The 12,454-nt window shown below is 59.5% G+C and carries 7 protein-coding genes and 1 pseudogene; 5 read left to right on the top strand and 3 right to left on the bottom strand.

All coding sequences use genetic code 11. The features are described 5' to 3' along the window. Positions 1–402: pseudogene (locus D3M70_RS32065) on the top strand (hypothetical protein); the annotation flags it as partial. 74 nt (positions 403–476) lie between these two features. Here the strand turns inward: D3M70_RS32065 and D3M70_RS22590 are convergent. Together D3M70_RS22590 and putA are read right to left on the bottom strand one after the other, a co-directional pair. Continuing rightward, positions 477–2,279 carry an acyl-CoA dehydrogenase gene (locus D3M70_RS22590; protein WP_120127854.1) on the bottom strand — a complete coding sequence of 601 codons (1,803 nt, stop codon included), beginning with the start codon at positions 2,277–2,279 and terminating at the stop codon, positions 477–479. Between the two features lie 223 nt (positions 2,280–2,502). Then, on the bottom strand, positions 2,503–6,456 hold the full coding sequence (putA, locus tag D3M70_RS22585; RefSeq protein ID WP_120127853.1) for a trifunctional transcriptional regulator/proline dehydrogenase/L-glutamate gamma-semialdehyde dehydrogenase: 3,954 nt from the start codon (positions 6,454–6,456) through the stop codon (positions 2,503–2,505). 395 nt (positions 6,457–6,851) lie between these two features. Between putA and putP the strand changes: the two genes are divergently transcribed. After that, the gene (gene putP / locus D3M70_RS22580) at positions 6,852–8,336 is read left to right on the top strand and encodes a sodium/proline symporter PutP (RefSeq protein ID WP_120127852.1); all 1,485 of its coding nucleotides are present in this window, start codon (positions 6,852–6,854) and stop codon (positions 8,334–8,336) included. Positions 8,337–8,442: 106 nt separating this feature from the next. Here putP and D3M70_RS22575 read toward each other — a convergent pair whose 3' ends face one another. After that, positions 8,443–9,114: a polysaccharide lyase family 7 protein gene (locus tag D3M70_RS22575; protein ID WP_120127851.1), complete on the bottom strand. Its 672-nt coding sequence runs from the start codon at positions 9,112–9,114 to the stop codon at positions 8,443–8,445. 316 nt (positions 9,115–9,430) lie between these two features. Here D3M70_RS22575 and D3M70_RS22570 point away from each other — a divergent pair, with 316 nt between their 5' ends. From D3M70_RS22570 to D3M70_RS22560, 3 genes are read left to right on the top strand one after another with little or no spacing between them, the layout of a single operon-like run. Then, a complete protein-coding gene (locus D3M70_RS22570) occupies positions 9,431–11,572 on the top strand; it encodes an EAL domain-containing protein (RefSeq protein ID WP_120127850.1) in 2,142 nt (713 codons plus the stop codon). A gap of 39 nt (positions 11,573–11,611) precedes the next feature. Beyond that, positions 11,612–12,124: a YgjP-like metallopeptidase domain-containing protein gene (locus D3M70_RS22565; protein WP_120127849.1), complete on the top strand. Its 513-nt coding sequence runs from the start codon at positions 11,612–11,614 to the stop codon at positions 12,122–12,124. Positions 12,125–12,156: 32 nt separating this feature from the next. Next, complete coding sequence (locus D3M70_RS22560) at positions 12,157–12,453, top strand: helix-turn-helix domain-containing protein (protein WP_120127848.1); 297 nt, start codon at positions 12,157–12,159, stop codon at positions 12,451–12,453. Position 12,454: the final 1 nt, after the last annotated feature.

The raw sequence follows: 12,454 nt of genomic DNA, 5'->3' as shown, positions 1-12,454 counted from the left end.
GAAAGAGCTGCGTTCATCGGTCCCAATAACAGCAACTTTGCGAGTCTGCCCGGCAATCCAGTCTTGAGGGAAATACAGGAAGAGCTCTATGCCCGATTTGCGGCACAGCGGGATGCGCTGACGCAGTTGAAAGGCGCCAGTCCAGACCCTGCCACGGGGCTGGACCCCTATATGGTGAAGATCTTCGAAGTGACAGGGCCGCGTTTTTTCCTCGACACATTGAAGCACTTGCGGGCGGATATTGGAGCCGTGCTCGATGGATCGCTAAAGCCAAAGTGGGGAATACGATCATTGATCTATCGTGAGTATGGCGATGACTTGAGAGACTTCTATGCCCCGTTCAGGCATCGTCTGCCCATCGAGGCAGGCCGTGAGAACTCCTGGCTGTCTCCTGCCACGTGAGCCGAGCCAGTAAGGGCGACGGGAGGACGCGGCTGTCCTCTCGTTGACCTTGGCGCAGCTTTTGATCGAGGGCGTTAAAACCAGCTGTTCTGCATCGTCAGGCAGACATCATCACGCGCCTCCAGAATCGCCAACTCGTGATGACAGGCCGGTACTTCCCAGGTCAGGAAGTACCGCGCCGCTTGCAGCTTGCCTTTGTAGAAATCGACGTCGGCCGTTTTACCTGTCGTCAATCCTTGTTCGGCACGAATGGCTTGCTCCAGCCAGCGCCAGCCAATGACCGCGTGGCCGAACGCTTTCAGGTACAGCGCTGAGTTGGCGAGTGTCGCAGTGACCTTGCCCTCGGCCAAATCTGTCAGTAACTCAACGGTTACCGATTGCAGGCGAGCGACCAGGTGTTCAAGGGGGTGGCGCAACGGGTCCAGCGACTCATGGGCTTGAGCCCGCTCGCAAGTGTCGGCAATCAGGCGGATCAGTTGCTTGAGCCCCGCGCCACCGTTCTGCGCCAGCTTGCGGCCCAGCAAGTCCAGCGACTGAATGCCGTGAGTGCCTTCATGAATCGGGTTCAGCCGGTTATCGCGGTAATACTGTTCGACCGGATATTCGCGTGTGTAGCCATGGCCGCCGAGGATCTGGATCGCCAGCTCGTTGGCCTTCAGGCAAAACTCGGAGGGCCAGGATTTGACGATGGGGGTCAGCAGGTCCAGCAGTTCGTGGGCCAGTTTGCGTTGATCTTCGGTTTCCCCGGTTAGGGTGTCGTCGAACAGGCGAGCCGCATACAGTCCGAGATCGAACGAACCCTCGACGTAGGCTTTCTGGGTCAGCAGCATGCGTCTGACATCCGCGTGCTGAATGATCGAAACGGGTGCGCTTTCAGGATTCTTGCTATCTGGCAAGCGGCCTTGAGGGCGTTCGCGGGCGTACTCCAGTGAATACAGATAACCGGCGTAACCCAGCATGACGGCGCCCATGCCGACGCCGATCCGCGCCTCGTTCATCATCTGGAACATGTAGCTCAGGCCTTGATGCGGTTTGCCGATCAGGTAGCCGACACACTGGCCATTGTCACCGAAGTTCAGCGCTGTAGAGGTCGTTCCGCGCCAACCCATCTTGTGAAAAAGTCCGGCCAGCAGTACGTCGTTTCGGTCGCCGAGGCTGCCGTCGTCGTTCACCAGAAACTTCGGCACGATGAACAGCGAGATGCCTTTCACGCCCGCAGGCGCATCCGGCAGTTTGGCCAGTACCAGATGCACGATGTTTTCCGACAGTGGGTGATCCCCGCCGGAGATGAAAATCTTGTTGCCGCGCAGGCGATAGCGGCCGTCTTCGGCGGGTTGAGCGCGTGTCCGGATGTCCGAGAGCGAGGAGCCTGCGTGGGGTTCGGTCAACGCCATCGTGCCGAAAAAACGTCCCTCGATCATCGGTTGCAGAAAGCGCTGTTTCTGCTCCTCACTGCCGAAGTTTTCGATGAGGTTCGCGGCTCCCATGGTCAGAAACGGGTAGGACGTGGATGCCGCGTTCGCCGACTGAAAGTGCGCAAAACAGGCTTGTGACAACAGCGTCGGCAATTGCATGCCGCCGGCTTCGAAACTGCGTGCAGCATTGAGAAAGCCTGCTTCGAGAAACGCGTCTACCGCCGGCTTCACTTCCGGAATCAGCACCGCTTCGCCGTTCTCGTAGCGCGGCTCGTTTTCGTCGTTCTTGCGGTTGTGCGGCGCGAAGAACTTCTCGGCGATGGTCCGTGCCGTGTTGATTGCCGCGTCGAATGTCTCGCGACTGTGTTCCGAAAAACGCGCGCGCCGGGTCAGCGCTTCAGCATCCAGCACTTCGTAGAGCTCGAAAGCCAGATTGCGGGAACTGAGCAGCATCTCGGACATGGCGGCGTACCTATTGTTGGAGTGCCGTCGAGTCTAGGTGGGCGAGGAAGGGGTGAACAGGAACATTGATCTGGGTGATAGAGGGGTAAAGCGCGGGGTAGATGCGGCGCTGGAATCAGTGAATTTCCCGTAGCAGTCCGGCTTGCCGGCGGTTGCATCCTCAAGGACGTCACCGCCGGCAAGTCGGACTGGTACGGGAGCAGGCCAGCCGTTACCGGTTCGATTACCCGATCGTCATCAGGCTCGCATTGCCACCGGCGGCAGCCGTGTTGACGCTCAGCGCACGCTCGATCACCAGACGCTCCAGCGCAATCCCGGTTTCGCCTTTGGAAAGGCCGTGAACTCCGATGATAGCGCCGCTGCGTCGGGCGACTTGTTCGCAGATGGCGCGCAGTTGATCGGAGTCGCCGTGGTGCAGAACGGCTTCGATGACAACGTCGTCCTTGCTCCAGTCGCCGACCAGCTTGATGCGCGCCTGCACTTCCTTTGGCAGGCGCTTGTGCAGCGGCTTGCTCAGCTCGTTGTCCGGCACGACGGCGGTGCTGCCCACAGCCAGGACGGCGGCCAGTTGCGTTAGCAGATCGGCCTCGTCTTCGGCCAGGCACAGCACATGCTCGCGCGGCAGAATGCTGTAGCTGTTGCGCTCGCCGGTCGGGCCAGCCAAGAGTCGACTGATCCCGCTTTGCGATTGCTCTGCGAACTGGCTGCACAGGGCGTCCAGCTCGGATTGCTGATTGCTCGCTGCCCAGGCTTTGAGGGCGTTCAGCGGCTTGAGCAGGCTTTCACGCAGTCGGGTATCCGGTGCGGTCTCGGCATCGCGAGAGGCGAACGACTTGTGCACGGCATCGGCCGGACGGGTCGACAGCAGTCGGTACAGGTACAGCGGGCCACCCGCTTTCGGACCCGTACCGGACAGACCTTCGCCACCGAACGGCTGCACACCGACCACGGCACCGACGATGTTGCGGTTGACGTACATGTTGCCGGCGTTGACCGAGTCGATCACCTTGGCGATGGTCTCGTCGATTCGAGTGTGAACACCCAGTGTCAGGCCATAGCCGGAAGCGTTGATCTGACCGATCAACTGATCCAGCTCCTTACGCTTGTAACGTACGACATGCAGAACCGGGCCGAAGATCTCGCGCTGCAATTCGTCGAAGCTTTCCAGTTCGATCAGGGTCGGCATCACATAAGTGCCGCGCTTGATTTCGTCGCTGTCGGCGATGGCGACCTGATACACACTCCGGCCTTTGTCGCGCATGGTCTGGATATGTTTCTCGATGCCGGCTTTGGCTTCGGCGTCGATCACCGGGCCGATGTCCACCGAGAGACGCTCAGGGTTGCCCAGGCGGTTTTCGGCCATGGCACCTTTGAGCATCTCGATGACGCGGTCGGCGGAATCTTCTTGCAGGCATAGCACGCGCAGGGCAGAGCAGCGCTGGCCGGCGCTGTCGAACGCCGAGGACACCACGTCGATAACCACTTGTTCGGTCAGGGCGGAAGAGTCGACGATCATCGCGTTCTGGCCGCCGGTTTCGGCGATAAGAGGAATCGGACGGCCCTGAGCGTCGAGGCGACCGGCGATGTTGCGTTGCAGCAGGCGAGCGACTTCGGTCGAACCGGTAAACATCACGCCTTTGACGCGATCATCACCCACCAGGCGCGCGCCGACAGTTTCGCCACGACCAGGCAACAGTTGCACGACGCCTTCCGGGATGCCGGCTTCGAGCAGCAGGCGAACGGCCTGAGCGGCGATCAGTGGGGTCTGCTCGGCAGGCTTTGCCAACACCGGGTTGCCGGCCGCCAGGGCTGCGGCGACCTGACCGCTGAAAATCGCCAACGGGAAGTTCCACGGGCTGATGCACACCACGGGGCCCAGCGGACGATGAGCATCGTTGCTGAAGTCGTTGCGGGCCTGCACCGCGTAATACCGCAGGAAGTCCACGGCTTCGCGCACCTCGGCGATGGCGTTGGCGTAGGTCTTGCCGGCTTCACGGGCCAGCAGACCCATCAGCGGTTGAATCTCGGCTTCCATCAGGTCGGCGGCACGCTCGAGAATCGCTGCGCGCTCGGCTGGCGGCGTGGCTTGCCAGATGGGGCCTGCACTCAGGGCGCTGAGCAGAGCGTTGTCGACGTCTTCCAGGCTTGCTTCCTGAACATGGCCGACCACGTCCCGCAGGTCGGACGGGTTCAGAACAGCTGCTTCAGCGCCGGCGCTTACCGCACTGCCCAACATCGGAGCGGCTTTCCAGTCGTTGTGCGCGGTGGCCAGCAACGCGGAAGACAGCGATGCCAGACGATGTTCGTTGGCCATGTCGATGCCGGCCGAGTTGGCGCGTTCGCTGCCGTACAGATCACGCGGCAGAGGGATGCGCGGATGTGGCAGACCAAAGCCGCCTTCCTGAGTCGCCATGCGTTCGATGCTGGAGACCGGGTCGGCCACCAGTTCCTGGATCGAGATCGATTGATCGGCGATTCGGTTGACGAACGAGGTGTTGGCGCCGTTTTCCAGCAGACGGCGAACCAGATACGCCAGCAGGGTTTCGTGAGTGCCGACCGGGGCGTACACGCGGCACGGTCGGTTCAGCTTGCCATCGGCAACTTTGCCGACGACCTGCTCGTACAGTGGCTCACCCATGCCGTGCAAGCATTGGAATTCGTACTGGCCGGGGTAATAGTTCTGACCGGCGATGTGGTAGATCGCTGACAGGGTATGGGCGTTGTGTGTGGCGAACTGCGGGTAAATCACTTCCGGAACTGAAAGCAGTTTGCGGGCGCAAGCGATGTAGGAAACGTCGGTGTACACCTTGCGGGTATAGACCGGATAGCCTTCCAGACCCTCGACTTGAGCGCGCTTGATTTCGCTGTCCCAGTAGGCGCCTTTCACCAGACGGATCATCAGGCGGTGGCGGCTGCGACGAGCCAGGTCTATCACGTAGTCGATCACGTACGGGCAGCGCTTCTGGTACGCCTGAATCACGAAGCCGATGCCGTTCCAGCCGGTCAGCTGAGGTTCGAAGCACAGGCGTTCGAGCAGGTCGAGCGACAGCTCAAGGCGGTCGGCTTCTTCGGCGTCGATGTTCAGGCCGATGTCGTATTGTTTGGCCAGCAGGGTCAGCGACAGCAGGCGCGGGTACAGCTCTTCCATGACACGCTCGTATTGAGCGCGGCTGTAGCGTGGGTGCAGCGCCGACAGCTTGATGGAGATGCCAGGGCCTTCATAGATGCCACGGCCGTGGGAGGCCTTGCCGATGGAGTGAATGGCCTGCTCATAAGACGCCAGGTATTTCTGTGCGTCGTGCTCGGTCAACGCCGCTTCACCCAGCATGTCGTAGGAGTAGCGGAAGCCCTTGGCTTCGAACTTGCTGGCGTTGGCCAGTGCTTCGCCGATGGTTTCGCCGGTGACGAACTGCTCGCCCATAAGGCGCATGGCCATGTCGACGCCCTTGCGGATCATCGGTTCGCCGGACTTGCCGATGATGCGGCTCAATGACGAGGTCAGACCGGCTTCGTTGTGGGTACTGACCAGTTTTCCGGTCAGGAGCAGGCCCCACGTAGCCGCGTTGACGAACAGCGACGGGCTGTTGCCCAGATGGGGGTGCCAGTTGCCGGTGCTGATCTTGTCGCGGATCAGCGCATCGCGAGTACCTTTGTCCGGGATCCGCAACAGCGCTTCGGCCAGGCACATCAGAGCGACGCCTTCCTGAGACGACAGGGAGAATTCCTGCAGCAGGCCTTGAACGATACCGGCACGGCCGCCGGTGCTCTTCTGGTTGCGCAGTTTTTCGGCAATTGAAGCAGCGAGTTTGTGGGTGGCATCGGCCATCGGCGCAGGCAGCCGAGCCTGTTCCAGCAGCATCGGTACGACTTCAGGCTCAGGACGACGATAGGCCGACGTAATGGCAGCGCGCAGCACCGACTGAGGCAGGATGCTCTCTGCGAATTCGAGGAACGCCTGGTGGGCGTTGTCTGCTGGCAGCTCGCCCTGATCGTCGGCGTCTTTGCTGCTCAGGCCGTTGAGGTCATTAAGGGTTGCACCACCCTCGAGCTTTTCCAGGTAATTGAAAATCGCCTGCTTGATCAGCCAATGCGGAGTCCGGTCGATGGACTGTGCGGCAGCTTTCAATCGCTCGCGGGTCGGGTCGTCGAGTTTGACACCCAGGGTGGTGGTCGCCATGTTTTGTCCTCATAAGAGCCACCGTTCGTGTGGCTGTAGCTGCCGCCAAGATTAGCTGCGCCTCAAGTCGGGTGCAACCGGGTGCAACCTGTTTTTTCCAGATATTTCGCGCNGACGTGTGCGGATCCCCGAAAATGCCCAAATAAAGCGCAAAAGAGCCAGGCTGTTACATTTTTTAGCGATAAAAGGTGCAACTAGTTCTTCTCTTCGGGTTGCGCCGGCGCCGTAATCTTGCATAGCATGCGCGCCCTTGGTGCAACCAATTGTTCCGAACACTGTCTGGCGGCCGATTCGCTTTTGCGGACTCGTCAGGCACGGGCGATCGAGAATGCCGGCGACAGACGCGACATTACTCGCAACGCTCCGACCATAAAAACAACGCACGGGCATACACAATGAGCGTCAGCAACCCAACTCTGATCACTTTCGTGATCTACATCGCGGCGATGGTCCTCATCGGACTCATGGCCTACCGCTCCACCAACAACCTTTCTGACTATATTCTCGGCGGCCGAAGCCTCGGCAGCGTGGTCACCGCATTGTCGGCCGGCGCCTCGGACATGAGTGGCTGGTTGCTGATGGGGCTGCCAGGTGCGATCTACATGTCCGGCCTGTCGGAAAGCTGGATCGCCATCGGCCTGATCGCCGGTGCCTACCTGAACTGGCTGTTCGTCGCGGGTCGCCTGCGGGTGCAGACCGAGCACAACGGCGATGCACTGACCCTGCCGGACTACTTCTCCAGCCGTTTCGAAGACACCAGCGGCCTGCTGCGGGTGATCTCGGCCATCGTTATTCTGGTGTTCTTCACCATTTACTGCGCGTCGGGCATCGTCGCTGGCGCTCGTCTTTTCGAAAGCACTTTCGGTATGTCCTACGAAACGGCCTTGTGGGCCGGAGCTGCCGCAACCATCGCCTACACCTTCATCGGCGGCTTCCTGGCTGTGAGCTGGACGGATACCGTGCAAGCCACCCTGATGATTTTCGCGCTGATTCTGACGCCGATCATCGTGCTGCTCGCCACGGGCGGCATCGACACGACTTTCCTGGCGATCGAGGCGAAAGACCCAACCAACTTCGACATGCTCAAGAACACCACCTTCATTGGCGTGATATCGCTGATGGGCTGGGGCCTGGGGTATTTCGGTCAGCCACACATTCTGGCGCGTTTCATGGCGGCAGATTCCGTGAAGTCGATTGCCAAGGCGCGCCGCATCTCCATGACCTGGATGATTCTGTGTCTGGGCGGCACCGTCGCTGTAGGCTTTTTCGGGATCGCGTACTTCTCCGCGCATCCGGAGCTTGCCGGCCCCGTGACCGAAAACCATGAGCGTGTGTTTATAGAGCTGGCGAAAATCCTGTTCAACCCGTGGATCGCGGGTGTGTTGCTGTCGGCCATTCTCGCGGCGGTAATGAGCACGCTGAGCTGCCAGTTGCTGGTGTGTTCCAGCGCGCTGACCGAGGACTTCTACAAGGCTTTCCTGCGCAAATCTGCCTCGCAGCGTGAGCTGGTGTGGGTTGGCCGTGGGATGGTCTTGTTGGTGGCACTGATCGCCATCGCACTGGCGGCCAATCCGGAAAACCGCGTACTGGGCCTGGTCAGTTACGCCTGGGCCGGTTTCGGCGCAGCGTTCGGCCCGGTCGTACTGATTTCGGTGGTCTGGAAAGGTATGACTCGCAATGGTGCATTGGCCGGTATTCTGGTGGGTGCTATCACCGTGGTTGTCTGGAAGCATTTCGAACTGCTGGGTCTGTACGAGATCATCCCGGGCTTCATCTTCGCCAGCATCGCAATCGTGCTGTTCAGTCTGATGGGCAAAGGCCCTACGCCAGGCATGCAGGCACGTTTCGAGGCAGCCGAGAAAGAGTACAAGGCGGCGTAAGCACTCCGTCGTAATGAAAAGCCCGCGTTCCTCTGGAACCCGGGCTTTTTTTGCATTTTGTGGAAGCCAGCAAGCCGCATCCCACAGAATGTCTCGCGTTCGGCGATCAGCTCTTGTTGTGATCGATGTCCAGATTGAAGAACATTGTTTTGCCGCCTTCGCTGGTGTAACCCGTGTGATCCTGGGTGTAGACGCCCGCCTTGAAATAGAGCTGCTGTTTGCTCCAAGTGGCGCTGATACGATCACCCCAGATCATATTGTTGGCCTTGACGGTAAGCAGGCCGGCCTTGTTCAAGTGAATGACGTAATTGAAGGTGTCGTTGAGGCGAATGCCTTCGGCAATCGTAAAGATCCGGGCCTTCTTGTCGTCCGGGTGGAATCGGACCTTGGCGACGATGATGCCGTCTTTGGTAGCGTCCTTGTATTGGTACTCGACTTTCAGCAGAGGTTGAGTGCTTTCATAGACATGGATCTGACCAATGACGACTCGCCCTGAAGAGGGCACCTGCAAGACCTTGAGCTTGGCATTGAGGAAATTATCGGCGTCGGGGTAGTACCAGTTGTGCAAGGTGCCGTCGGACCAGGTTTCCCGCAGTTCGGTACGCGGATAGATCGCATTGGCGGTCTTGCTCCCGGTCACCGGAGCCCAGAAGGTGACGTTCGATGTCCCGGATTTGAAATATTTGTCGTCGTAGCCCTGAAGCAGTTGGCGTGTTTCGATGGTGGCGGGTGGCGAGCCCACTGGAATGCTCAGATTCCAGGATCCCAAATCAATCATTGTGTCTATCGTCCGATATGTCTCATTGCCAGCAACGTGTCTGGCGCAAGGGTTTGAGGGGTGCTCCTTATACGTTTCAAAACGTTGTTTGTTAACGTGAATCCGTCGAATGGCTGGCGTCAATGTGCCGCCATTTCTCGTGTGCGGTGGCTGGTAGAGGTGGTGCAGGGTGAGTACCGTTAGTCGGGTTGCCGGTGCTTTTTGGATGGCATAACGATGGCCTTACTTCTTTTTTTTTTATTCCAGACTAGAGTAAATTCCATTCGGATCATGGGCGGAGCCCTTTCACCAGGCAGTAATGTGAATGAGTAGCAGCATGGAGTGCGTGCAAACCCAGCCACCTGATGGCAAGTCGGTTTTATTGGTCGTCGATGACTATCCGGAAAATCTGGTCACGATGCGTGCGGTCCTGCAGCGGCAGGACTGGGAAATCGTCACGGCCAGTTCGGGCATGGAGGCGCTGGGCCTTTTGCTGGACGTAGACGTCGATCTCGTCCTGCTCGATGTGCAGATGCCGGAAATGGACGGGTTCGAGGTGGCGCGTCTGATGCGCGGCAGCCAGCGAACCCGTTTGACACCCATTATCTTTCTGACGGCCAACGAGCAGTCCCGCGACGCTGTGCATAAGGGTTATGCCAGCGGGGCAGTGGACTACCTGTTCAAGCCCTTCGACCCCAATATTCTCAAGCCCAAGGTTCAGGCGCTGCTGGAGCACCAGCACAACCGCCGGGCGTTGCAAAAGCTCAGCCGCGAACTCGAGTCGGCGCGGGCTTTCAATGCGTCGGTGCTCGCCAACGTCGCCGAGGGCATCCTGGTGGTCAAGGAGGATGGCCTCATCAGTTTTGCCAACCCCGCGATCTGCAGGTTGCTGGGCATGACCGATGGCGAGCTGCGGGGTACTGCTCTGAGTTGTTATCTGCAGGAGCCCGTTATTCAAGACTGGACCGATTCCGGTTTCTACCATCACTATCGCCGTGCGGATACCTACCGCGTGCACGACGCCATCATGCGTACGCCCGAAGGCCATCAGGTGCCTGTGGCCTTATCCTGTGCGCCGCTACCGGACGAGCAGAAAGCCATGGTGCTGAGCGTGCTCGATATGTCGGTGGTGCGCGATCTGTATCGACAGCTTGAACAGCAGGCCGTTACTGACTCCCTGACAGGATTGCTCAACCGTCGCGGGTTCTACCAGACGGTGGAGGGGATGCTGCTGCGCAACGAGCACGCCGGGAAATATCTGGTGGTGTTGTATCTGGATCTGGACGGATTCAAGCATGTCAACGACTCGCTGGGCCACGACGCCGGAGATCAGGTGCTGGTCTGGGTCGCCGAGCAGTTGAAGGAATGCCTGCGGCCCTATGACGTGCTGGCAAGAATGGGCGGGGACGAATTCGTCGTGGTCATCGATGGCCTGGACTTCCCTGAACATGCGGCCAAAGTCGCGGAAAAGCTGATCGAACGCGTATCCGCTCGGCGTCATGTCGACGGTATCGAGGCGACTCTCGGTGCCAGCATCGGCATTGCGGTATACCCGGACTGCGGCACCAATCTGGACGGGCTGCTGCGCGCTGCGGATATCGCGATGTACGAAGCCAAGCGGGCAGGGCGTCAGCAATACCGCTTCTATGACCAGTACATGAACGGTCGTGCCCGCTCGCGCCTGATGCTCGAGGAAAGCGTGCGCACGGCTATCGAGGGTAAGGATTTCTCCATCGTCTACCAGCCGCAGATCAACGTGGCGACTGGTCGCACCCGAGGATTCGAGGCATTGCTGCGCTGGAATCATCCCGATGCAGGCGATGTGCCGTCGAGTCTATTCATTCCTCTCCTGGAAGAGACGCGATTGATCAACAAGCTCGGCGGATGGATCTTCGAGCAGGGTGCCGCTCAACGCCAACGCTGGGACGGTGTGTTTCCAGATGATCTAGTGATGAGTGTCAGCGTCAGCCCGGCTCAGTTCAGCATGCCGAATCTCGCCGCCGAGTTGCAGCGTGCCATTCATATTCATGGCCTGCAGCCACGGCAGCTGGAAGTGGAAATCACCGAGCCGTCGCTGGTGCATAACCTGGTTCATAGCCGTAAACAGCTGCAAAGCCTGCATGACATCGGAGTGCGGGTCTCACTGGACGACTTCGGGGCGGGGGACAGTTCGCTGGCGCACCTGCGCAATCTGGACCTGGATACGCTGAAGATCGATCGGCATTTTATCGGGGGGATGATGAGTTCTCCCCGGGACCTGGCGGTGGCGCGCAGCATCATCGACCTGTGCCGAACCCTGGACATCGAAGTAATCGCCGAAGGTGTGGAAACGCTAGAGCAGTATCAATGGCTTGTGGCGAACGGGTGTCAGATCATTCAGGGGTTTCTGTTGGCGCATCCGCTAGCGCCGGGCGATGCGTTGCGGTTCGTCGAACCGATCGAGCTACCGACGGCTCACCCGCTGCTCAGCGAGAGCTGACGCGGTAGACTGGCGCCTTTTCGGCTATTCGATCTGACCATGACTTCCACCGCAGCAGCGCCGCTCAAATACCTGCAGGCCTATCCCGCTTCGTTGCAGGATCAGGTCCGGCAGCTGATTGCCCAGGACAAACTGGGTGCCTATCTGGAGCAGCGCTATCCTGGACGTCACGACGTGCAGAGCGACAAGGCGCTCTACGCCTTCGCGCTGGCGCTCAAGCAGGAACACCTGCGCAATGCGCCGAATATCGACAAAGTGCTGTTCGATAATCGCCTGGACCTCACCCATCGGGCCTTGGGTCTGCACACCACGGTGTCCCGTGTGCAGGGTGGCAAGCTTAAGGCCAAGAAGGAGATTCGCGTAGCGTCCCTCTTCAAGGACGCCGCGCCTCAGTTCCTCAAGATGATCGTGGTGCATGAACTGGCGCATTTCAAAGAGACCGAGCACAACAAGGCGTTCTACAAGCTGTGCGAGCACATGCAGCCCGGCTATCACCAACTGGAATTCGACCTGCGCGTCTACCTGACGTGGCGGGATATGCAGCAGGGTTAGCGATCACTTTTCTCTTCGACAAGGACCTGACGATGGACGTCAGCAAGACCAAAAGCAGCTTCTATCGGCGTCTTTACGTCGCTTACCTGATCGACAGCGAGGTCGCCAGCAGCGTTCCTGCACTGACCGATGTCACAGGTATGCCGCGCCGTACCGCGCAGGACACTATCGCTGCATTGGCCGATCTGGATATCGTCTGTGAATTCGAGCAGCTTGATGGCGCTCGCAACCACGCCGGGGGGTATCGGATACGTGAATGGGGCGCGATCGACAAGCAATGGATTGCGCAGAATCTACAGCAGATCAAGGCGGTACTGGGCTATCCGTGAG

The organism is Pseudomonas sp. LS-2 (assembly GCF_003605735.1).
GTDB lineage: Bacteria > Pseudomonadota > Gammaproteobacteria > Pseudomonadales > Pseudomonadaceae > Aquipseudomonas.
This window is presented reverse-complemented; position numbering and strand designations above follow the sequence as displayed.

Excerpts from the sequence above, each read along its gene's own strand:
- D3M70_RS22590 (WP_120127854.1), bottom strand. The coding sequence starts at position 2,279 with ATGTCCGAGATGCTGCTCAGTTCCCGCAATCTGGCTTTCGAGCTCTAC.
- putA (WP_120127853.1), bottom strand. The coding sequence starts at position 6,456 with ATGGCGACCACCACCCTGGGTGTCAAACTCGACGACCCGACCCGCGAG.
- putP (WP_120127852.1), top strand. The coding sequence starts at position 6,852 with ATGAGCGTCAGCAACCCAACTCTGATCACTTTCGTGATCTACATCGCG.
- D3M70_RS22575 (WP_120127851.1), bottom strand. The coding sequence starts at position 9,114 with ATGATTGATTTGGGATCCTGGAATCTGAGCATTCCAGTGGGCTCGCCA.
- D3M70_RS22570 (WP_120127850.1), top strand. The coding sequence starts at position 9,431 with ATGGAGTGCGTGCAAACCCAGCCACCTGATGGCAAGTCGGTTTTATTG.
- D3M70_RS22565 (WP_120127849.1), top strand. The coding sequence starts at position 11,612 with ATGACTTCCACCGCAGCAGCGCCGCTCAAATACCTGCAGGCCTATCCC.
- D3M70_RS22560 (WP_120127848.1), top strand. The coding sequence starts at position 12,157 with ATGGACGTCAGCAAGACCAAAAGCAGCTTCTATCGGCGTCTTTACGTC.